Annotated in this window: 18 protein-coding genes and 1 other RNA gene; 6 read left to right on the top strand and 13 right to left on the bottom strand. The window is 71.6% G+C overall.

Annotation, left to right across the window (positions count from 1 at the left end):
- The 9 genes from greA to hrcA form a co-directional block, all read right to left on the bottom strand.
- Window positions 1–465 carry a transcription elongation factor GreA gene (greA, locus tag ML340_RS09920; RefSeq protein WP_486679353.1) on the bottom strand — a complete coding sequence of 155 codons (465 nt, stop codon included), beginning with the start codon at window positions 463–465 and terminating at the stop codon, window positions 1–3.
- Between the two features lie 11 nt (window positions 466–476).
- Window positions 477–3,719: a carbamoyl-phosphate synthase large subunit gene (gene carB, locus ML340_RS09915; protein WP_240099197.1), complete on the bottom strand. Its 3,243-nt coding sequence runs from the start codon at window positions 3,717–3,719 to the stop codon at window positions 477–479.
- On the bottom strand, window positions 3,712–4,857 hold the full coding sequence (carA, locus tag ML340_RS09910; protein WP_240099195.1) for a glutamine-hydrolyzing carbamoyl-phosphate synthase small subunit: 1,146 nt from the start codon (window positions 4,855–4,857) through the stop codon (window positions 3,712–3,714). Before carA ends, carB begins: the two co-directional genes overlap by 8 nt.
- 130 nt (window positions 4,858–4,987) lie before the next feature.
- Window positions 4,988–5,695 carry a 4-hydroxy-tetrahydrodipicolinate reductase gene (gene dapB / locus ML340_RS09905; RefSeq protein ID WP_240099193.1) on the bottom strand — a complete coding sequence of 236 codons (708 nt, stop codon included), beginning with the start codon at window positions 5,693–5,695 and terminating at the stop codon, window positions 4,988–4,990.
- A 50-nt stretch (window positions 5,696–5,745) separates the two neighbouring features.
- Window positions 5,746–7,956 (bottom strand): DUF1631 family protein, encoded by a 2,211-nt coding sequence (locus tag ML340_RS09900; protein ID WP_240099191.1) that lies wholly within the window; start codon window positions 7,954–7,956, stop codon window positions 5,746–5,748.
- A gap of 133 nt (window positions 7,957–8,089) precedes the next feature.
- Window positions 8,090–9,214, bottom strand: coding sequence for a molecular chaperone DnaJ (gene dnaJ / locus ML340_RS09895; protein ID WP_240099189.1), 1,125 nt, complete (start codon window positions 9,212–9,214; stop codon window positions 8,090–8,092).
- Between the two features lie 70 nt (window positions 9,215–9,284).
- Entirely contained in the window at window positions 9,285–11,207 is a 1,923-nt protein-coding gene (gene dnaK, locus ML340_RS09890) for a molecular chaperone DnaK (protein ID WP_240099187.1), read from the bottom strand.
- Between the two features lie 109 nt (window positions 11,208–11,316).
- Complete coding sequence (gene grpE / locus ML340_RS09885) at window positions 11,317–11,838, bottom strand: nucleotide exchange factor GrpE (RefSeq protein WP_240099185.1); 522 nt, start codon at window positions 11,836–11,838, stop codon at window positions 11,317–11,319.
- Between the two features lie 51 nt (window positions 11,839–11,889).
- Window positions 11,890–12,936, bottom strand: coding sequence for a heat-inducible transcriptional repressor HrcA (gene hrcA, locus ML340_RS09880; RefSeq protein WP_240099183.1), 1,047 nt, complete (start codon window positions 12,934–12,936; stop codon window positions 11,890–11,892).
- Between the two features lie 84 nt (window positions 12,937–13,020).
- Here hrcA and recN point away from each other — a divergent pair, with 84 nt between their 5' ends.
- On the top strand, window positions 13,021–14,685 hold the full coding sequence (recN, locus tag ML340_RS09875) for a DNA repair protein RecN (protein WP_240099181.1): 1,665 nt from the start codon (window positions 13,021–13,023) through the stop codon (window positions 14,683–14,685).
- A 25-nt stretch (window positions 14,686–14,710) separates the two neighbouring features.
- Here recN and fur read toward each other — a convergent pair whose 3' ends face one another.
- Window positions 14,711–15,112, bottom strand: a complete 402-nt coding sequence (fur, locus tag ML340_RS09870; RefSeq protein WP_240099179.1) for a ferric iron uptake transcriptional regulator — start codon at window positions 15,110–15,112, stop codon at window positions 14,711–14,713.
- 125 nt (window positions 15,113–15,237) lie between these two features.
- On the opposite strand from fur, the gene ML340_RS09865 reads away from it, so the two are divergent.
- Window positions 15,238–15,639 (top strand): outer membrane protein assembly factor BamE, encoded by a 402-nt coding sequence (locus ML340_RS09865; protein ID WP_240099177.1) that lies wholly within the window; start codon window positions 15,238–15,240, stop codon window positions 15,637–15,639.
- Window positions 15,640–15,668: 29 nt separating this feature from the next.
- Here ML340_RS09865 and ML340_RS09860 read toward each other — a convergent pair whose 3' ends face one another.
- Entirely contained in the window at window positions 15,669–15,935 is a 267-nt protein-coding gene (locus ML340_RS09860; RefSeq protein ID WP_240099175.1) for an RnfH family protein, read from the bottom strand.
- On the bottom strand, window positions 15,932–16,360 hold the full coding sequence (locus ML340_RS09855) for a type II toxin-antitoxin system RatA family toxin (protein ID WP_240099173.1): 429 nt from the start codon (window positions 16,358–16,360) through the stop codon (window positions 15,932–15,934). The genes ML340_RS09860 and ML340_RS09855 overlap by 4 nt, the downstream gene beginning before the upstream one ends.
- Window positions 16,361–16,411: 51 nt before the next feature.
- On the opposite strand from ML340_RS09855, the gene smpB reads away from it, so the two are divergent.
- A complete protein-coding gene (smpB, locus tag ML340_RS09850; protein WP_240099171.1) occupies window positions 16,412–16,906 on the top strand; it encodes an SsrA-binding protein SmpB in 495 nt (164 codons plus the stop codon).
- 31 nt (window positions 16,907–16,937) lie between these two features.
- Here the strand turns inward: smpB and ML340_RS09845 are convergent, their stop codons facing one another.
- Window positions 16,938–19,136: a CHASE domain-containing protein gene (locus ML340_RS09845; protein WP_240099169.1), complete on the bottom strand. Its 2,199-nt coding sequence runs from the start codon at window positions 19,134–19,136 to the stop codon at window positions 16,938–16,940.
- 98 nt (window positions 19,137–19,234) lie between these two features.
- On the opposite strand from ML340_RS09845, the gene ssrA reads away from it, so the two are divergent.
- The 3 genes from ssrA (at window position 19,235) to ML340_RS09830 (ending at window position 20,505) form a co-directional block, all read left to right on the top strand.
- Window positions 19,235–19,587: a transfer-messenger RNA gene (gene ssrA / locus ML340_RS09840) on the top strand.
- A 323-nt stretch (window positions 19,588–19,910) separates the two neighbouring features.
- Window positions 19,911–20,213, top strand: a complete 303-nt coding sequence (locus ML340_RS09835) for a type II toxin-antitoxin system RelB/DinJ family antitoxin (RefSeq protein WP_240099167.1) — start codon at window positions 19,911–19,913, stop codon at window positions 20,211–20,213.
- Entirely contained in the window at window positions 20,161–20,505 is a 345-nt protein-coding gene (locus ML340_RS09830) for a type II toxin-antitoxin system YafQ family toxin (protein ID WP_240099166.1), read from the top strand. Before ML340_RS09835 ends, ML340_RS09830 begins: the two co-directional genes overlap by 53 nt.
- Window positions 20,506–20,720 lie beyond the last annotated feature (215 nt).

Genomic DNA, 20,720 nt, shown 5'->3' with positions numbered 1-20,720 from the left:
TCAGCCCTCGTAGCGGACGGAGACGATCTCGTATTCGCGGGTGCCGCCGGGCGCCTCGATCGCGACCACGTCGCCGGCGTGCTTGCCGATCAGCGCGCGCGCCACCGGCGAGGAGATCGCGATCAGCCCCTGGCGGATGTCGGCCTCGAGGTCGCCCACGATCTGGTAGCACTTCTCGCCGTCGCCGTCGCATTCGGCCAGCACCACGGTGGCGCCGAACACCACCCGGTCGCCGGCGGCCAGCTGCGCCACGTCGATGATTTGCGCGTGCGACAGCTCCGCCTCCAGGTGCTTGATGCGGCCTTCGATGAAGCCCTGCTGCTCGCGCGCGGCATGGTACTCCGCGTTCTCGCGCAGGTCGCCGTGCGCACGCGCCTCGGCGATGGCCTGGATCACGGCCGGGCGCTTGACCGACTTCAGTTCCTCCAGCTCGGCGCGCAGCCGCGCCGCGCCCTTGGCGGTGATGGGGGCTCGACTCATGCAAGTTCCCTGTGCAGTTCCTGCAGCGAGAGCACGTCGCCCGCGCCGCGATGGTCCAGCGAGTGCAGCAGCGCGCGCGCACCCGCCACGGTGGTGGAATAGGTGACGCGCTGCTGCAGCGCCTCGCGCCGGATCGAGAAGGAATCGGCGATGGCCTGCCGTCCTTCGGTGGTGTTGATGATATAGGCGATCTCGCCGTTCTTGATCAGGTCGACGATGTGCGGGCGGCCCTCGGTCACCTTGTTCACCCGCTCGCAGGCGATCCCGTGCGCCTGCAGGTAGTCAGCGGTGCCGGCGGTGGCGACCAGGCTAAAGCCGCGCGCCAGCATGGTGCGCGCGACCTCGAGCAGGCGCGGCTTGTCCGGGTCGCGCACCGACAGGAACGCCTTGCCCGGCTGCGGCGCGCGGATGCCGGCGGCCTCCTCGGCGCGCGCGAACGCCGCCGCGAAGCTGCGGCCGACGCCCATCACCTCGCCGGTGGAGCGCATCTCCGGGCCGAGGATCGGATCGACGTTCTGGAACTTGGCGAACGGGAACACCGCCTCCTTGACCGAGTAGTAGCCCGGCACGATCTCGGCGGTCGCGCCCTGCTCGGCCAGCGTCATCCCGGCCATGCAGCGCGCCGCGATCTTGGCCAGCGGGCGCCCGATCGCCTTGGACACGAACGGCACCGTGCGGCTGGCACGCGGATTCACCTCGAGCAGGTAGATGGTGTCGTCCTCGCCCTCGCCACCGCGCTGGACCGCGAACTGCGCGTTCATCAGGCCGACCACGCGCAGCGCGCGCGCCAGCGCCGCCACCTGCTCGCGCAGACGCTGCTGGGTGCGCGCCGGCAGCGAGTACGGCGGCAGCGAGCAGGAGGAATCGCCGGAATGCACGCCGGCTTCCTCGATGTGCTCCATCACCCCGCCGACCAGCACCTGGCCGTCGCGGTCGGCGATCACGTCGATGTCGACCTCGACCGCGTGGTCGAGGAAGCGGTCCAGCAGCACCGGCGCGTCGTTGGACACCTGCACCGCCTCGCGCATGTAGCGCGCGAGGTCGGCATCGGCGTGCACCACCTCCATCGCGCGCCCGCCGAGCACGTAGCTGGGGCGCACCACCAGCGGGTAGCCGATCTCGCGGGCGTGGGCCAGCGCCTCCTCGGGGCTGCGCGCGGTGCGGTTCGGCGGCTGTTTCAGGCCGAGCTCGTCGACCAGCCGCTGGAAGCGCTCGCGGTCCTCGGCCAGGTCGATCGAGTCCGGCGAAGTGCCGATGATCGGCACGCCGTTGGCCTCCAGCGCGCGCGCCAGCTTCAGCGGGGTCTGCCCGCCGTACTGCACGATCACGCCCGCCGGCTTCTCCAGCTCGACGATCTCCAGCACGTCCTCGAGCGTGAGCGGCTCGAAGTACAGGCGGTCGGAGGTGTCGTAGTCGGTGGACACCGTCTCCGGGTTGCAGTTGACCATGAGGGTCTCGTACCCGTCCTCGCGCAGGGCGAGCGCGGCGTGCACGCAGCAGTAGTCGAACTCGATGCCCTGGCCGATGCGGTTGGGCCCGCCGCCGAGCACCATGATCTTGCGGCGCTGGGTCGGCTGCGCCTCGCACTCCTCCTCGTAAGTGGAATACAGGTAGGCGGTGCCGGTGGCGAACTCGGCGGCGCAGCTGTCCACCCGCTTGTACACCGGACGCACGCCGAACGCCTTGCGCAGCGCGCGCACCGCGCCCTCGGTAGTGCCGAGCAGGCGCGCGATCCGCGCATCGGAGAAGCCCCTGCGCTTGAGCGCGCGCAGGAAGGCCGCATCCAGCCCGTCCAGGCCGCGGCGCACCAGCTCGGCCTCCTGCTGCACCAGCTCCTCGATCTGGTCGAGGAACCACGGATCGACGAACGACAGCGCGTGCACCTCCTCCACGCTCATGCCGGCGCGGAACGCATCGGCGATGTGGAAGATGCGCTCCGGGCCGGGTTCCTTCAGCTCGCGCCGCAGCGCCAGCAGGCCGTCCTCGGAGGCCAGATCCAGGCCGGTCGGATCCAGCCCCGCCTTGCCGGTCTCCAGCCCGCGCAGGGCCTTCTGCAGCGATTCCTGGAAGCAGCGCCCGATCGCCATCACCTCGCCCACCGACTTCATCTGGGTGGTCAGGCGCGCGTCCGCGGCCGGGAACTTCTCGAACGCGAAGCGCGGGATCTTGGTGACCACGTAGTCGATCGCCGGCTCGAACGAGGCCGGGGTGCGGCCGCCGGTGATTTCGTTCTTCAACTCGTCCAGGGTGTAGCCGACCGCGAGCTTGGCCGCGACCTTGGCGATCGGAAAGCCGGTCGCCTTCGAGGCCAGCGCCGAGGAGCGCGACACCCGCGGATTCATCTCGATCACCACCATCCGCCCGTTGCGGGCGTTGATGCCGAACTGCACGTTGCTGCCGCCGGTGTCCACCCCGATCTTGCGCAGCACCGCCAGCGAGGCGTCGCGCATGCGCTGGTATTCCTTGTCGGTCAGGGTCTGCGCCGGGGCGACCGTGATCGAATCGCCGGTGTGCACGCCCATCGGGTCGAGGTTCTCGATGCTGCACACGATGATGCAGTTGTCCGCGCGGTCGCGGACCACTTCCATCTCATACTCCTTCCAGCCCAGCACCGATTCCTCGACCAGCACCTCGTGCACCGGCGACAAATCCAGCCCGCGCTTGACGATCTCCTCGAACTCCTCGCGGTTGTAGGCGATGCCGCCGCCGCTGCCGCCCAAGGTGAAGCTCGGGCGGATGATGGTGGGATAGCCGACCCTGGCCTGGATCGCCAGCGCCTGTTCGAAGCTGCGCGCGATCTCCGCGCGCGGGCATTCCAGCCCGATCTGCGCCATCGCCTGCCGGAACAACTCGCGGTCCTCGGCCATGCGGATCGCCTCGCGGCTGGCGCCGATCAGCTCCACCCCGTACTTCTCCAGCACGCCGTGGTCGGCCAGGTCCAGCGCGCAGTTGAGCGCGGTCTGCCCGCCCATGGTCGGCAGCAGTGCGTCCGGCCGCTCCTTGGCAATGATCTTCTCGACCGTCTGCCAGTTGATCGGCTCGATGTACACGGCATCGGCCATGTCCGGGTCGGTCATGATCGTGGCCGGGTTGCTGTTCACCAGCACCACCCGGTAGCCCTCTTCGCGCAGGGCCTTGCACGCCTGCGCGCCGGAGTAGTCGAACTCGCAGGCCTGGCCGATCACGATCGGGCCGGCACCGATGATCAGGATGGACTGGATGTCGGTGCGCTTAGGCATTGGCGTTGCGCTCCATCAGCGCGATGAACGCATCGAACAGCGGGGCCACGTCGTGCGGGCCGGGCGCGGCTTCCGGATGGCCCTGGAAGCTGAAGGCGGGCGCGTCGGTCAAGGCGATGCCCTGGTTGGTGCCGTCGAACAGCGAGCGGTGGGTGACGCGCGCGTTCGCCGGCAGGGTGGCCTCGTCGATGCAGAAGCCATGGTTCTGCGAGGTGATCATCACCCGGCCGCTGGCGAGGTCCTGCACCGGGTGGTTGGCGCCGTGGTGGCCGTGCGCCATCTTCATGGTCTGCGCGCCGACCGCCAGGCCCAGCAGCTGGTGGCCGAGGCAGATGCCGTACAGCGGGATCTTCGCCCGGATGAATTCCCGGATCGCGGCGATGGCGTAGTCGCAGGGCGCCGGGTCGCCGGGGCCGTTGGACAGGAACACGCCGTCCGGACGCATCGCCAGCACCTCGGCCGCAGGCGTCTGCGCCGGCACCACGTGCACGTCGCAGCCGCGCTCGGCCAGCATGCGCAGGATGTTGCGCTTCACCCCGAAGTCGTAGGCCACCACCTTGAAGCGCGGGGCGGCGCTGGCGAAACAGCCGCGGTCGAGGTCGAACTGGCCCTCCTGCCAGCGGTACGGCCGCGCGGTGCTGACCACCTTGGCCAGGTCCATGCCCTTGAGCCCCGGGAACTTGCGCGCCGCCTCCAGCGCGCGCTCGACGTCCAGCGCCTCGTCCGGCGCGGCCGCGGCCAACAGCGCGCCGTTCTGCGCGCCGCGCTCGCGCAGGAGACGGGTCAGGCGCCGGGTGTCGATCCCGGCGATCGCCACGATCCCGCGCGCACGCAGCCAATCCGGCAGCGCAGCCTGGCTGCGCCAGCTGCTGGGACGGCGCGGCACGTCGCGCACGATCAGGCCGGCGGCCCAGACCCGGTCGGCCTCGTCGTCCTGGTCGGTGCAGCCGGTGTTGCCGATGTGCGGATAGGTCAGGGTGACCAGCTGCCGGGCGTAGGACGGGTCGGTCAGGATTTCCTGGTAGCCAGTCATCGCGGTGTTGAACACCACTTCGCCGACGGAGAGGCCGGGCGCACCGACCGAATGGCCTGCGAAGACGGTGCCGTCTTCGAGGGCGAGGATGGCGGGATTGTCCAAAGGGGGATCGCCCAGTGTGGGGTTGCAGAAACGCGCCGGAGCGGGGCTACCGGTCCGGTGCGGTGAGAAGTCAGGCGAGCGTGGATTGTAGCGGCCGCAGGCCGGCGCGGCCAGCCTGCGCGGCGGCCGGCTACAGCAGGTCGCGCGGGCGGTAGCGCCCGGGCGGCCGTGCCGGCAGGCGGGCCGCGGCCTCGAGCGCGCCGCGCGCGAAGATGTCGCGGTCAGCGGCGCGGTGCACCAGTTCAATGCGCTCGCCGGGGCCGGTGAACTGCACCAGGTGCTCGCCGACGATGTCGCCGGCGCGCAGCGAGGCATAGCGCGGGTCGGCGCCGCCGCCCGCGGCCGCCGCCCCCAGGGTCAGGGCGGTGCCCGAGGGGGCGTCGCGCTTGTGCGCATGGTGGGCCTCGACGATGTCGCAGTCCCAGCCCGGCAGCGCGCGCGCGGCGCGCTCGACCAGCTCCTCCAGCAGCGCGACCCCGCGGCTGAAGTTGCTGGCCCACACCAGCGGGATGCGCGCCGCTGCCTGCTGCAGCCTCGCCTGCTGCGCCGCGGCCAGGCCCGTGGTGCCGGACACCAGCGCCGCGCCGCGCGCCTGGCACAGTGCGAGCACCGCGTCGAAGCCGTCCGGCAGGCTGAAGTCCACGGCCACGTCGAAGGCCGGCACGGCCTCCAACGCGGCGGCCAGACACCAGGGAACCGCGGGATCGTCCGCCGGGGGGCGGCGGGCGACGGCGGCGACCACAGTGAAGCGCGGATCGGGGGCGGCCAGGCGCAGCAGCGCGCGGCCCATGCGCCCGCTGGCGCCATGGATCAACAGGCGGATCGGGGGAGTCGGCATCGGCGCAGGCTAGCGGCGGCGACCGGCGCGGACAAGCGCCCGCCCCGGCTTCACAGCTGCGCGGCGGCGGACTTCAGGCGCCCGGCGACCTGCTGCAGCGCGTCCTCGAACGGGGTCTCGCCCTGGCGCAGGCTGACCTTACCGAGCTTGGCCATCGCCGCCAGCTCCTCCGGCGAGGCCACCAGCACGCGGATGCCGCGCCGGTTGACCAGCAGCAGGCGGCCGGAGATCGGGCTGATCCAAGACACCTTGGCCGGCTCCACCCGGTCCGGGCTGGTGGCCAGTTGCAGCCACTGCCCGACCTTGAGCGCGCGCATGTGCTCGAGCACGTGGCCGTCGTAGTCGAGCATGTCGTTGCCGGCGACCAGCTCCAGCCCCGGCGGCACCGGATCCGGGGCCGGCGGCGCCGGCGGCTCCAGCGGCGGGATCGGCGCGTCCAGCGCGGTCGCCACCGCGGACGGCGGCTCGCCGCGCGCAACCCGTAGCAGCGCCTCGTGCATGGCCGCCAGCACGCCCTCGGCCGGCTCCCCGACGCAGCCGGAGCTGGCCAGCACCGCCAGGATCTCCGCGCGCGGCAGCTCGGGCATCTGCGCCACCGGCATCTGCAGCTCGGCGTGGTCGAACGCCAGCAGCAGGCGCTCGACCGCGCCCAGGGTGGCGTCGATGCGCGGCGAGGCCTGGCCCTCGCGCAGGATCACCTGCACCAGGTGGTGCGCCGCGAAGCGGCCGACGAAGGCGTCCAGCACCGGCGGCAGTTCGCGGTCGCTGCGCATCCGCGCCAGCATCGCCTCGGCGCGCGCACGCGCCTGCTCCAGCCGCTCGCGGCCGCGCTGTTGCTCGGCGGCGCGCCGCTCGGCCAGCTCGACCCGCTTGCGGTGCTGGGCCATGTAGGCGCGCAGCTCCTGCTCGAGGACCTCGAAGATCGCCACGTCCTCGTTGAACTCGGCGACCAGGCGGTCGATCGTGCGGTCGACGTGGTTGAGCAGCTCGCGCTCTTGCGGCGCCTCGCCGCGGTTGCCCTCGCAGGCCTCGGCCACGGTGTTGAGCAGGCGCCGCGCCGGATGCTCCTTGAACAGGAACAGCCGGCGGTCCTTGACCGCGACCTTGACGTACGGCACCAGCATGCGCCCGATCATGCGCCGGATCTCGGGGCCGAACTGCGGGCCGTCGAGCAGCACGTCGAACAGCAGCGCGACCAGATCGACCGCGTCCTCGTCCAGGCCGTCCAGCTGCAGGTTGTCGCCGGCCACGCCCAGGCGCTTGGCGCCCTGCGCCATCTCCTGGCGCAGGCGCAGGGCCAAGGGCTCGCCGCCGCCCTCGGCCAATGCATGCTGGCGCGGCAGGTCGCCCTGCAGCAGGCTCAGCACGCTGAGCAGTTCGGCCGAGCTGATCGGCCGTGGCGGCGTGCCGTCACCGGCAGCAGGCGGGGTCCAGCCGTTGGCCGAGCGCCAGCCCTGCAGCAGCCCGAGCAGGCCGGCGAATGCGGCCTGGTCGGCCGGGCTGATCGCCGGCGCGGCGACGCCGGCCGGAGCGGGATCGGGCGCGGCCGCCATCCCCGGCTCCGGCGCGCGCGGCGTCGCGGGGGCGCGCGCGGCGTCCTCGTGGCGCGGAGCAATGCGCAGGTGCGGCAGGATGCCGGCCGCGGCGAGCGCGGCATTGGCGCGCTCGTAGGCCTGGCCCAGCGCCGGTGTCCATTCGCGCTCGAGGTACTTGAGCAGGACGATGCGCACGCCGCCGTCGAGTTCCACTGCCTGCATGGCCTTGCGCACGGCATCGGCCAGGAACATCGGCGCGAACGGGTCGTCGGTCGCCTTGAGCTCGTCGCGCCGCAGCAGGTGGCGCAGGCGCTGGCCGAGCGCCTCCAGTGCGACCTGGTGCACCCGCGCCTGCCCCTCGGCCAGTTGCTCCACCGCCAGTTGCTCGTCGAGCGCGGCCTCCTCGATCAGGCTGAGGGTGAGCGGCGCCGCCGCCGTCGGCTCCAGCCAGGGATCGCGCAGGCGCCGGAACCCGGCCTGCAGCGCGTGCTCGAACCCGCGCACGAGACGCCCGCGCACCTGGCGCAGTTCGCGCAGCTGGACCAGGCCGAGCTGGTCGTCACCGGCCTGGCTGCGGTCGAACAGGTAGTCGTCCACCCGCGCGATCGCGCGCTCCAGTGCCGCCGGCAGACGCTCGAGCAGCGCTTGCTGGAGGCTATCCAGCAGGGCCTCGGAGGGGGGCGCCGGCGCGCCGGCCAGGGCGGGGTCGAAGGGGCGGTCCGACACGGGGGATTGCCTGTCCGCACTATGGTGCAGGCACAGCATAGGATGTGGCGCGCCCACAAGGAGTGATGTGCGTCAAGAACCGACGCATTTGGTCCCGCCGGCGCAGGCGCGGGCAGTGCTGTTCAGCCCGGGATCAGGACACCATCCGCTCCCAGAAGCTGCGCACCCCGTCGAGGAAGGTGGCCGAGCGCGGCGAATGCCGGCGCGCGTCTTCGCCCACGAACGTGGCCTCGAACTTCTCCAGCAGTTCGCGCTGGGCGGCGGTGAGGTTGACCGGGGTCTCCACCACCACCTTGCAGTACAGGTCGCCGGGATGCCGGCTGCGCACCGACTTCACCCCGCGCTCGCGCAGGCGGAATACCTTGCCGGTCTGGGTCTCGGCGGGAATGCGCAGCTCGACCTCGCCGTCCAGGGTCGGCACCCGCACCACGTCGCCGAGTGCCGCCTGCGAGATGCGGATCGGCACCTCGCAGTGGAGGTCGTCGCCGTCGCGCTCGAAGATCGGGTGCGGGCGCACCCGCACTTCCACGTACAGGTCGCCGGGCGGCGCGCCGGGCGGGCCGGCCTCGCCCTCGCCGGCCAGGCGGATGCGGTCGCCGCTGTCCACCCCGGCCGGGATCTTGACCTGCAGGATCTTCTCTTCCTCGACCCGGCCGTGGCCGTGGCACTGCCGGCACGGGGTAGTGATGGTGCGGCCGCTGCCGCCGCAGTGCGGGCATGGCGCCTGCATCGTGAACGGCCCGCGCTGCATGCGCACCTGGCCGCGCCCGTGGCAGGTCGTGCAGGTGTCCACCTTGCCGTCCTCGGCGCCGGTGCCGCGGCAGTGGCCGCAGGCGACCACGGTCGGCACCTCGATCCGCTTCTCGACCCCGGCGACCGCCTCCTCCAGGTCCAGCTCCAGCACATAACCGATGTCGGCACCGCGGCGCGGGCCCTGGCGGGCGCCGCCGCCGAAGATACTGCCGAAGATGTCGCCGAAGATGTCGCCCACGTCGGCGAAGCCGGGGCCGGCATTGCCGCCGCCCATGCCGTGTTCGAACGCGGCGTGGCCGTGCTGGTCGTACAGCCGGCGCCGCGCGGGATCGCTCAGGACCTCGTAGGCCTCCTTGCACTCCTTGAACGCGGCCTCGGCGCTCTTGTCGCCCGGGTTGCGGTCCGGGTGGTACTTCATCGCGCAGCGGCGGTAGGCCTTCTTCAGCTCCTCCTCGCCGGCGGTGCGGGCCACGCCCAGGACCTCGTAGTAGTCGCGCTTGCTCATCGGGCCAACCCGTTCCCCTCACATGGCGACGGGCAGGCCCATGGCCTGCCCGTCGCATCGCCTGCGGCCATCAAGCCTTCTTGTCGTCCTTGACCTCGGTGAACTCGGCGTCGACCACGTCGTCGCCGCCGCTGGCGCTCGCGCCGGACGCAGGGCCCGCCTGGCCGGCGGCGCCGCTGGCGGCGGCCGCCGCCAACGCCTGCAGGGCTTCCTCCAGCGCGCGCGCCTTGGCTTCGATCTGGGCCTTGTCGTCGCCCTTCATCGCGGTCTCCAGCTCCGCGATCGCACCTTCGGCGCGGCCGATGACATCGCCCCCGACCTTGTCGCCGTTGTCCTTGATCGCACTGCGGGTGGCGTGGATCAGGCCGTCGGCGTGGTTGCGCGCCTGCACCAGTTCGTGGAACTTGCGGTCCTCCTCGCGGTGCGCCTCGGCGTCGGCCACCATCCGCTTGATCTCCTCCTCGGACAGGCCGGAGCCGGCCTTGATCTCGACCTTCTGCTCCTTGCCGGTCTTCTTGTCCTTGGCCGAGACATGCAGGATGCCGTTGGCGTCGATGTCGAAGGTCACCTCGATCTGCGGCATCCCGCGCGGGGCCGGCTCGATCCCGGTCAGATCGAACTTGGCCAGCGACTTGTTGTAGCGGGCCTGCTCGCGCTCGCCCTGCAGCACGTGCACGGTCACCGCGGCCTGGTTGTCCTCGGCGGTGCTGAACACCTGCGAGGCCTTGGTCGGGATGGTGGTGTTCTTCTCGATGATCTTGGTCATCACCCCGCCCAGGGTCTCGATGCCCAGGCTCAGCGGGGTCACGTCCAGCAGCAGCACGTCCTTGACGTCGCCGGCCAGCACGCCGCCCTGGATCGCCGCGCCGATGGCCACGGCCTCATCCGGGTTGACGTCCTTGCGCGGCTCCTTGCCGAAGAATTCGGCCACCGCCTGCTGCACCTTCGGCATGCGGGTCTGGCCGCCGACCAGGATCACCTCGCTGATGTCGGAGGCGCGCAGGCCGGCGTCCTTCAGCGCGATCCGGCACGGCTCGATGGTCTTCTTGATCAGGTCGTCGACCAGCGCTTCCAGCTTGGCGCGGGTGAGCTTGATGTTCAGGTGCTTGGGCCCGCTGGCATCGGCGGTGATGTAGGGCAGGTTGACCTCGGTCTGCTGCGCGCCGGACAGCTCGATCTTGGCGCGCTCGGCCGCGTCCTTCAGGCGCTGCAGGGCGAGCGGGTCCTTGCGCAGGTCGATCCCCTGCTCCTTCTGGAACTCATCCACCAGGTAGTCGATCACGCGCTTGTCGAAGTCCTCGCCGCCGAGGAAGGTGTCGCCGTTGGTGGCCAGCACCTCGAACTGCTTCTCGCCGTCGACGTTGGCGATCTCGATGATCGAGACGTCGAAGGTGCCGCCGCCGAGGTCGTACACCGCGATCTTGCGGTCCTTGGCGTCGCCCTTGTCGAGGCCGTAGGCAAGCGCCGCCGCGGTCGGCTCGTTGATGATGCGCTTGACCTCGAGCCCGGCGATCCGGCCGGCGTCCTTGGTCGCCTGGCGCTGGCTGTCGTTGAAGTAGGCCGGCACGGTGATCACCGCGGCGGTCACCGGCTCGCCGAGGTAGGCCTCGGCGGTCTTCTTCATCTTCTCCAGCACCTTGGCCGAGACCTCCTGCGGCGCCAGCTTCTTGCCGTCGGCCAGCGCCACCCAGGCGTCGCCGTTGTCGTGCTGGACGATCGAGTACGGCACCAGGCCGATGTCCTTCTGCACTTCGGCGTCGCTGAACTTGCGGCCGATCAGGCGCTTGACCGCGAAGAAGGTGTTCTTCGGGTTGGTGACCGCCTGGCGCTTGGCCGAGGCGCCGACCAGCACCTCGCCGTCCTTGGTCCAGGCCACGATCGAGGGCGTGGTGCGGTCGCCCTCGCTGTTCTCGATCACCCGGGCCTTGCCGCCTTCCATGATGGCGACGCAGGAATTGGTGGTGCCCAGGTCGATGCCGATGATCTTGCCCATGATGTCGTCCTCCGGTTCCTCGATGCGGTGATGGGGTGGGCGCGCTGCGCCGATGCCCTCCATGTGGGGCGGCGGCGAGGGGCGTTCAAGCCCTGCGTCCGCGCCCGGTTCAGTCCTGCTGCGCGACCACCACCATGGCCGGGCGCAGCAGCCGGCCGTTCAGCACGTAGCCCTTCTGGAACACCTGCACCACGCTGCCCGGCGCGGCTTCGCCGGCCGGCACCTGGCTGACCGCCTGGTGCAGCGCCGGGTCGAACGGCTGCCCGGCCGGGTCGAGCACGCTCAGGCCGTTGTCGGCAGCGACCTTCAGCAACTGGCGGTAGGTCAGCTCCAGCCCCTCGCGCAGGGCACCGGCCTCGGCGCCAGCCGCGGCCAGGCCCGCGTCCAGGCTGTCGAACACCGGCAGCAGATCGGCCAGCAGCCGCTCGTTGGCGAACTTGCGCGCACTCTCCAGCTCGCGCGCCATGCGCTTGCGCTGGTTCTCGAGGTCGGCGCGCTCCAGCAGCGACTGTGCCTTGAGCTGCTCGAGCTCGGCGCGCAGCGCTTCCAGTGCGTCGTGGGCGTCCTGGCCGTCCTGCGCGGGCGCGGCGGCCGCGGGGGTGGCATCCTGCGGTGGGGTTTCCTGGGTCATGGCCTCTGCTTCCGGTCGCGGCGAATCGCCGCACGCGCCAGCGATGGGGCCTCAGGCGCCGGGATTCAAGGCATCGCCGAGCGCGCTGGCCGCCGCCTCGACCAGCGGGATCACCCGGTCGTAGGCCATCCGGCTCGGCCCGATCACGCCGAGCACCCCGAGCACGCGCCCGTCGCGGCCATAGGGCGCGGTCACCAGCGACATCCCTTCCAGCGGGGCGAGCCCGGTCTCCTCGCCGATGAACACCCGCAGCCCCGGCGCGCGCGCGGTGCGTTCCAAAAGCTGCAGCAGTTCGCGCTTCTCGGCGAAGGCCTCGAACAGCGCGCGCAGGCGGTCGAGGTCGGCCAGCTCCTGCAGGCCGAGCAGGCGCGCCTGCCCGGCCAGCAGCATGTCCTCGGCGCCGGGCGCCAGCGCCTGCTCGGCCAGTTCCACCGAACTGGCCAGCAGGTGCTCCAGCTCGCTGCGGGCTTGGCGCAGGTCCTGCAGCAGGCGGGCGCGGATCGCCGCCAGCGGCTGCCCGGCGAAATGGCTGTTGAGGTAGCGCGCGGCCTGCTCCAGCTCGGCGGGGTCGAACGCGCGCCGCACCTGCACCACCCGGTTCTGCACCTCGCCGTCGGCGAACACCAGGATCGCCAGCACCCGCTGGGGATCCAGCGGGACGAATTCGATCTGGCGGAAGGCGAAGCTCTCCCGCCGCGGCACGCTGACCATGCCGACGAAGCGGGTCATGGCCGACAGCAGTTCGGAGGCGCTGCCGAGCAGGGCCTGGGTGCCCGCCCCCGCCGGCAATTCGCTGCGCAGGCGCGCCAGTTCCTCCTCCGGCAGCGGGCGCAGCTGCAGCAGGGAGTCCACGAACAGGCGGTAGCCCTGCGCGGTCGGCACGCGCCCGGCCGAGGTGTGCGGCGAGGCGACCAGCCCGGCGTCCTCCAGCGAGGCCAGGATGTTGCGGATGGTGGCCGGGCTGACGTCCAGCCCGGCGTGCCGGGCCAGGGTCTGCGAGCCGACCGGCGCGCCGTCGCGGATGTGGCGCGCGATCAGGGTGCGCAGCAGCTGGCGCGCACGCGGATCCTGGCTGATGTCGGCGGCACTGCGGGCCATGCCGCGTTTGTAAGGGCGGGCCGGCCGCGGCGCAAGCGCGGCGCCGGCTTTGGCGGCGGCGGCCGACGCGGCACAATGCGCGGCATGCTGCTGTCCCTGTCCATCCGCGATTTCGCCGTGGTCGCCGAGGCCTCGCTGGCGTTCGGCCCCGGGCTGACCGTGATCTCCGGCGAGACTGGCGCCGGCAAGTCGCTGCTGGTGGACGCGCTCGGCCTGCTGTGCGGGGCGCGCGCGGACGCCGGCGCGGTCCGCCACGGCGCCGAACGCGCCGAGCTGGAGGCCGAATTCGACCTCGCCGACGCCGCCGACGCCGCCGCCTGGCTGCGCGAGCAGGAACTGGACGACGGCGGCGAATGCCGGCTGCGCCGCACCCTGCGCGCGGACGGCGGCTCGCGCGCGTGGATCAACGGCCGCGGCGCCAGCCTGGCGCAGCTGGCCGAGCTCGGCGCGCGTCTGGTCGGCCTGCACGGCCAGCACGCCCAGCAGGCGCTGCTGTCGCGCCCGCACCAGACCCGCCTGCTGGATGCCTATGCGCGCCATCCCGCCTTGCTGCAGGCCACCGCCGACGCCGCGCGGCGCTGGCAGGCGCTGCGGCAGGAGCAGGCCGCGCTGCTGGCGCGCGGCGACGTCGGCGAGCGCCAGGCCTGGCTGCAGCACCAGTTGGCGGAGCTGCAGGCGCAGCCGCTGGAGGCGGCGACGCTGGCGGAGCTGGAGGCCAGCCACCGCCGGCACGCGCACGCCGCCGCCCTGATCGCCGCCTGCGAGCAGGCGCTCGAGCTGCTCGGCGGCGACGACGCCTTCGGCCGCCGGCTGCCGCGCCTGCGCGCCGAACTGCAGCGCCAAGCCGCGCACGAACCGCGCCTGGGCGAGGTGGATGCCCTGCTGGAGGCCGCCGCGATCCAGCTGGACGAGGCGCAGGCGCTGCTGCAGCGGATCCGCGACGACCTCGAGCTCGACCCGGACGCGCTGGCCGCGCTCGAGCAGCGCCTGGCGCGCCTGCACGACCTCGCGCGCAAGCACCGGGTGCCGCTGGAGCGGCTGGCGGCGCAGCGCGACGTCCTGGCCGCCGAGCTGGAGGCGCTGGCGGATGCCGACCAGCGCCTAGCGCGGCTGGAGCGCGACCTGGCCGCCGCGCAGGCCGACTGGGTGCGGGCCGCCGGCGCCTTGTCCGCCTCGCGCCAGCGCGCCGCGGACGCCCTCGCCGCCGCGGTCGAGGCGCTGGTCGGCGAGTTGGGCATGCCGGGCGGGCGCTTCGCCATCCTGCTCGAGGCGCAGGCCGACGCGGACCCCGACCCGCTCGGCGCCGAGCGCGCCGAGTTCCTGGTCAGCGCCAATCCCGGGCAGCCGCCGCGCCCGCTGCGCAAGGTCGCCTCCGGTGGCGAGCTGTCGCGCATCGCGCTGGCGGTGGAAGTGGCGACCCGCGGCGCGGACGCGGTGCCGACCCTGGTGTTCGACGAGGTGGATGCCGGCATCGGCGGTGCGGTCGCGGCCGCGGTCGGGCAGCGCCTGCGTGCGCTCGGCCGCGACCGCCAGGTGCTGTGCGTCACCCACCAGCCGCAGGTCGCGGCCGCCGGCCATGCCCAGTACCGGGTGCTGAAGGCGGCCGCCGGCGGCGTGACCCAGGCGGCGGTGCAGCGGCTGGACGCGGCCGGCCGCCGCGAGGAGATCGCGCGCATGCTCGGCGGCGCCGACGTGACCTCCGAGGCCCGCGCCGCCGCCGACAAGCTGCTGCAGACGCAAGCGGCATAAGCCGCAGCGCCCCCGCCCTGTGCGGCTACTTCTTCTTGCGCACGTACAGCACCAGCGCGTGGTCGGCGATCTCGTAGCCGTGCTGGGCGGCAATCTTCTTCTGCAGCGCCTCGATCTCGCTGCTGTGGAATTCGATGATGCGGCCGCTGTCGATGTCCACCATATGGTCGTGGTGGTCGCCGCGGTCGAGCTCGTAGATCGCCTGGCCGCCCTCGAAATGGTGCTTGAGCACGATCCCGGCCGACTCGAACTGGGTCAGCACCCGGTAGATGGTGGCCAGCCCGATCTCCTCGCCGTTGGCCAGCAGCTGCCGGTAGATGTCCTCGGCGGTCATGTGCCGCGGCTTGCTCTGCTCGAGCAGCTCGAGAATCCGCATGCGCGGATGGGTGACCTTCAGGCCGGCCTTGCGCAAATCCTGCGATTCCATCCCCTGCCCTCGCTGCCGTCGCCTCGCACCGCCAACGCCGCATGAACGGCGGATGCCGTGCGCGGGCGCCGGCGGCGTGCGGGGGGAGTGTATCATCGCCGCCTCGCCCCTCCGCCGACGTCCCGATGCGCACGCTCCCCCTGCTCCTGCTCGCGATCCTCGCCACCAGTGGCTGCGGCATCATCTACCGCCAGCCGCTGTACCAGGGCAACCTGCTGGATGCGACTGCCGTCGGCCAGCTGCAGCCGGGGATGGACAAGCGCCAGGTGATGACCGTGCTGGGCACGCCCTCGGTCCAGGACCCCTTCCACCAGGACCGCTGGGACTATGCCGCCGCGCAGCGCACCGGGCGGGTCGGCAAGACCGAGGTCAAGACCCTGACTGTCTACTTCAAGGACGGCGTGCTGGAGCGCTGGGAAGGCGACTACTTCCCCGAGCAGGACGCGCAGCTGGCCGACCAGGTGGTCAAGGAGTTCGGCCCGAACCTGGCCAAGGACAAGGATAAGGAGCGCCGCCGCCGGCGCTGAGCCGGCACTCTCCTTGTCCCGCGGCCGGGCTAACGCCGCGGCTGGCGCTGCGCGCGCCGCCGGCGCGCCTGCTTGGGATCGGCCTGCAGCGGGCGCAAGAGCTCCAGCCGGTCGCCGTCGCGCAGCACCGTCTCCGGGGTCGCACGCTGGCCGTACACCGCCAGAAGCGGATGGCCCGCGTCCAGCGCCCAGCCCGCGCGCGCCAGCGCGTCGCCGGCGCGGCTGCCTTCGGGCAGTTCGAGCTGCAACGCCTCGTGGCGGCCGGGCCAGGCCCGGATGAGTTCGACCCGGATCATGCCCCGCGCTCGGCCTCGCGCACGAAGTCGTCGACCATGCGGTCGGCCAGCCCCTGCAGGCCAAGCGCCAGCGCCGGCAGCAGCAGCTTGGACTGCGGTTCGAAGTCCAGCTGCAGGCTGACCTTGCAGGCGTTCTCGTCCAGCGCGTGGAAGGTCCAGCGCCCGTGCAGGCGCGCGAACGGGCCCTCGCGCAGGGCCATGTCGATGTGGTGCGGCGGCACCAGGGTGTTCTCGGTGGTGAACCAGGTGTGGAAGCCGCCGATGCCGAGGTCCAGCCGCGCCAGCAGGCGGTCCTCGCCTTGCTCCAGCACCTGCGCCTGGCGGCACCACTCGAAGCGGCGCGGATAGGCGGCCACGTCGTTGACCAATGCGAACATGCGCGCGGCCGAATGCTCGACCAGGGCACTGCGGAGGATCTGCGGCATGGCGTCTCCGGGCGGCTGCGCCGGCGGCGCAGGATCGGCGAGAATGGGCGGATGAACAAGAAAGCGGGCAAGGATAAGCCAAACCCGGGCGGCACCATCGCCCTCAACAAGCGCGCCCGGCACGAATACCACCTGGAGCAGAAATACGAGGCCGGGCTGGCCCTGCAGGGCTGGGAGCTGAAGGCGATCCGCGCCGGCCGCGCCAACATCGGCGACGCCTATGCCGTGGTGCTGGAGGGCGAGCTGTTCCTGGTCGGCGCGCAGATCACCCCGCTGATCCAGGCCTCGACCCACGTCGTCGCCAACGACCGCCGCACCCGCAAGCTGCTGCTGCACCGGCGCGAGATCGACCAGCTGATCGGGCGCGTCCAGCGCGAGGGCTACACCCTGATCCCGGTCGCGCTGTACTGGAAAGGCAACAAGGTCAAGGCCGAACTGGCGCTGGCGCGCGGCAAGCAGCAGCACGACAAGCGCGAGGCCAGCCGCGAGCGCGACTGGAACCGCGAGAAGCAGCGCCTGCTGCGCCGCCACAACAAGGACGCCTGAGCCGCCCTGCCGGGCCGGACGAAACCGCGCGTCAGTGCGCGTCGTGCGGATCCGGGGCGAGCGTGAAGAAGAACGTCGCGCCCTGCCCCGGCGCGCCTTCGGCGCGGATGTGGCCGCCGTGGCGCTCGACGATGCGCTTGACCGAGGCCAGGCCAATGCCGTGGCCCTCGAACTGGTCCTGGCTGTGCAGGCGCTGGAACGGCTGGAACAGCTTGTCGGCATAGGCCGGATCGAAGCCGGCGCCATTGTCGCGCACGAAGAATTCCGGCAAGCCGCCGGGCCCGCGCTCGGCCCCGAAGACGATCCGCGGCGTGGCCGCGTCGCGGGTGAACTTCCAGGCGTTGCCGAGCAGGTTGTCCAGCAGGTTGCGCAGCAGCGCGCGGTCGCCCTGGGCGTGCAGGCCCGGCTGGATCGCCACCTCCGGGGCATGCCCCGGCCGGCTCTCGCGCAGGCCGGCGACCACGTCCGCCGCCAGCGCCGAGAGGTCGACGTCCTCCGGCTTGAGCTCGCCACGGCCGATCCGCGACAGCTTCAGCAGCGCCTCGATCAGCTCGCCCATGCGCGCGGTCGCGTTGCGCACGCGCTGCAGGTAGTCGCGCCCGCTCGCGTCCAGCGCCGCGGCCTGCTTCTCCATCAGGATCCGGCTGAAGCCCTCGATCGCGCGCAGCGGCGCGCGCAGGTCGTGGGAGACGCTGTAGGCGAAGGATTCCAGCTCGCGGTTGGCCTCGCGCAGGGCGCGCGTGCGCGCGGCGACCCGCGCCTCCAGGCTGCGGTTGAGCGCCTGCACCTCCTGCTCGGCACGCACGCGATCGGTGATGTCGTCCACCTGCACCAGCTGCGCGGCCTCACCCTCGCCGCGCCCGGGCAGCGGCGCCGCGACCAGCTGCACGTGGCGCAGGTCGCCGTCCGCGCGCCGCAGCGCCACCGTGGCGCGCGCGACCGTACCGGCCGCGAGCGCCTGCAGCGCCGCCTCGCGCGAATGCGGGTCGGCGCCGGCCAGCACGCCGGCCAGCGGATGCCCGAGCAGCTGCGGCGCGGGTCGCCCGACCAGGCGCTCGAAGGCTTCGTTCACCTCCAGTACCCGGCCCTGCGCATCCAGCAGCGCCTTGCCGATCGGCGAATGCTGGATCGCGGTGCGGAAGCGCTCCTCGCTGCGCCGCAGGGAAGCCGTCATCGCACTGGCAATCCGCTGCGCGCGCGCCTGGGTGCCGGCCAGCGACCACACGATCGCGAACAGCAGCAGGCTGATCGCGATGCCCGCCGCCAGCAGCCAGTTCAGGCTGGTCAGGCCGGGTACCGCGCTGGCCATCGGCCCGGAATAGAAGTCCAGCCGCCAGCGGCGGCCGTCGACCTCCAGCGGCAGGCTCAGCGCGAAGGCGTTGTCGGTGTCGATGCCGGGGTCCTCGTACAGCACCTGCGGGGCGGCATCGCTGACATCCACGATGCGCAGCCGCTCGCTGCCGCGCGCCCCGGCGGTCGCGGCCTGCACCATCGTGTGCACCCGGAACGGCAGGTACACCCAGCCCTTCATCGCCGCCCGCCGCGCCGCCACCGTCTGCGGCGGCAGGTCGCCGGCATACACCGGGTGGTACAGCAGCAAGCCCGGGATCCTGCGGCCGCGGTCCTGCAGCAGATGGATCATGCCCGACAGCCGGGTCCGCCCGCTCTCCAACGCCGCCAGCATGGCGGCATGCCGGACCGGCTCGGAATACATGTCGTAGCCGATCACCAGGCGATTGTCGGGGGTCGTCGGTTCCAGGTAGACGATCGGGCCATAGGCCGGACGCACGCCGGGAGGACGGACCGTGTAGTGCCCCGCCCCGGCATCGCGCATCAGCAGCTGCAGGCGCGCGAGACCTGGCGGATCGACGTAGGCGGCAAAGCCCAGGCCGAGCACCGCCGGGTAGCGGGTCGCCAGCGACAGCCCGCTCACGTAGCTGTGCCAGTGCGCCGGTGCCGGCCACTGCACCGCCGCCACCATCGCCGCGCCGCCGCGCAGGGTCAGTTCGTACTCGTCCAGCCGCTGCTGGATCAGGTCCGCGATCCGCCCCGCGTGCTGGCCGAACTGCTCGCGCGCCTGCGCGAGCTCGCGCTCGCGCCAGTCCTTCCATACCCCGACCACCAGCCCGAGCGCGATCAGCAGCACCAGCACCGCGAACGGGTAGCCGGCCCACCAGCGGGCCTGCGGCCGCGCGGCGGAGTGGCCGGCGTTCTGCTTGGCATCCTCCATGCCGCCAGCATAACCAATGCCCGGCACCGGCCTCGACCGGCTTGAGCCGGCGCCCCGCCGTCCCTACACTGCAGGCGTCGGCGACATCGACAAGACCCGGGGGTGCACTGGCTTCGACGGGGGTTGCGAAATCGCACGGCGCATGCCGAGGGGGCTGCTTTCCTCGTTAATCCAGCGGCAAACCAACAGACGCCAACGACGACGTCTACGCTCTGGCCGCCTAAGGCCTAGCCCCGAACCCACTTGTGCCCGTGCTCGTGGATGTAGGGTCATCATCACGGGATAGGCGCCGGCGGCGACCCGCCAACCGACGCCGAACCGCAGCGGGTGTGGTCGCTGGCGTGCTTGGCACGCTGTGTTGCCGGCGACCGAGACGGAACAGCGGGCTAAGCATGTAGTGCCGGGCATGGAGTGCCTTCGGACGGCGGTTCGATTCCGCCCACCTCCACCAATCAGCAGGGCCCGGAAAGTCTCCGGGCCCTTTTTCTTGCCTGAAATCCCCGCGCCACGCGGGGTTCCGGCCACCTGTGCTGCGGGTAGCCATCAGCCGAAACGCCCGAAATCGGCCATTTTCTCGGCCAGAGCCGTCTCTGTTCTCTGTTTGGCCTGCGGGTAGCCGCAGCACCCGATCCTTCAAAATCAATGGCTTATGTTTGGCGGTTCATCGTCAACCACGGCCGCCAGTCAGGCATCGAACGCCGCCAGAGCCTCACCAGAGATGACTTGACTGTATCGCAATCGAGATACACAATTGCGGAAACGGAGGATTCGACCATGGCCCGTTCCACGATGCTGCACGTCCGGGTGGACGACAAAATCAAGACGCAAGCCAGCGAGGCACTGGCAGCCATGGGGCTATCGGTGTCTGATGCCGTGCGCATCCTGCTCAAGCGCGTGGTGAACGACCAGGCCTTTCCGCTGGAGTTGAAGGTGCCCAACGCGCAGACCCGCGCGGCGATGGAAGAAGCCCGCGTCATGGCCAAGGCGCGCACCGCCCGCTTTGACTCTGCAGACGCCCTGATCGATGACCTCGAAAACGCCAGTTTCGGCGCAAGCCAAAAAGCCCGCCAGCAGTAAGCGGGCGTCGCTGCCCAGGGCGAGCGATTACACCAAGTCTTTCCTCAAAGACTGGGAACGCCTCTCGCGTTCGGGTCGCTACGACCTGAAGCGGCTGAAGGAGGCGATGTTGCTGCTCATTGGCAACGATGCCCCGCTGGGGCCTGAATGGCTGGATCACCCGCTGAAGGGGGATTGGGCCGACCACCGCGAATGTCACATCGGCGGCGACTTCCTGCTCATTTACCGCCTGGATGGCAACACCATCATCTTCGTGCGGACGGGTACGCACTCTGAATTGTTCGAGGAGTGATCCGTGGCGATTGAATCCCTGCCGACTTTCACCAAGCCCGCCCGCCAACGCTGGGAGTCCATCCCTGCCGACATCCGCAAGCGGCTGCTGTCCAACTGACCTGCCCCCCTCAAGCCGTACCACTCGAAGCTAGGTAGAGTCCGTCATCCAGAGAGGACGGACATGCGCAAGAGTCGATTCACCACGGAACAGATCATCGGGTTCATCAAGCAGGC

It is taken from the genome of Thermomonas flagellata (genome assembly GCF_022419185.1).
Lineage (GTDB): Bacteria > Pseudomonadota > Gammaproteobacteria > Xanthomonadales > Xanthomonadaceae > Thermomonas > Thermomonas flagellata.
This window is presented reverse-complemented; position numbering and strand designations above follow the sequence as displayed.

Excerpts from the sequence above, each read along its gene's own strand:
- carB (WP_240099197.1), bottom strand. The coding sequence starts at position 3,719 with ATGCCTAAGCGCACCGACATCCAGTCCATCCTGATCATCGGTGCCGGC.
- dapB (WP_240099193.1), bottom strand. The coding sequence starts at position 5,695 with ATGCCGACTCCCCCGATCCGCCTGTTGATCCATGGCGCCAGCGGGCGC.
- dnaJ (WP_240099189.1), bottom strand. The coding sequence starts at position 9,214 with ATGAGCAAGCGCGACTACTACGAGGTCCTGGGCGTGGCCCGCACCGCC.
- dnaK (WP_240099187.1), bottom strand. The coding sequence starts at position 11,207 with ATGGGCAAGATCATCGGCATCGACCTGGGCACCACCAATTCCTGCGTC.
- grpE (WP_240099185.1), bottom strand. The coding sequence starts at position 11,838 with ATGACCCAGGAAACCCCACCGCAGGATGCCACCCCCGCGGCCGCCGCG.
- hrcA (WP_240099183.1), bottom strand. The coding sequence starts at position 12,936 with ATGGCCCGCAGTGCCGCCGACATCAGCCAGGATCCGCGTGCGCGCCAG.
- recN (WP_240099181.1), top strand. The coding sequence starts at position 13,021 with ATGCTGCTGTCCCTGTCCATCCGCGATTTCGCCGTGGTCGCCGAGGCC.
- fur (WP_240099179.1), bottom strand. The coding sequence starts at position 15,112 with ATGGAATCGCAGGATTTGCGCAAGGCCGGCCTGAAGGTCACCCATCCG.
- ML340_RS09865 (WP_240099177.1), top strand. The coding sequence starts at position 15,238 with ATGCGCACGCTCCCCCTGCTCCTGCTCGCGATCCTCGCCACCAGTGGC.
- ML340_RS09860 (WP_240099175.1), bottom strand. The coding sequence starts at position 15,935 with ATGATCCGGGTCGAACTCATCCGGGCCTGGCCCGGCCGCCACGAGGCG.
- ML340_RS09855 (WP_240099173.1), bottom strand. The coding sequence starts at position 16,360 with ATGCCGCAGATCCTCCGCAGTGCCCTGGTCGAGCATTCGGCCGCGCGC.
- smpB (WP_240099171.1), top strand. The coding sequence starts at position 16,412 with ATGAACAAGAAAGCGGGCAAGGATAAGCCAAACCCGGGCGGCACCATC.
- ML340_RS09845 (WP_240099169.1), bottom strand. The coding sequence starts at position 19,136 with ATGGAGGATGCCAAGCAGAACGCCGGCCACTCCGCCGCGCGGCCGCAG.
- ML340_RS09835 (WP_240099167.1), top strand. The coding sequence starts at position 19,911 with ATGGCCCGTTCCACGATGCTGCACGTCCGGGTGGACGACAAAATCAAG.
- ML340_RS09830 (WP_240099166.1), top strand. The coding sequence starts at position 20,161 with ATGACCTCGAAAACGCCAGTTTCGGCGCAAGCCAAAAAGCCCGCCAGC.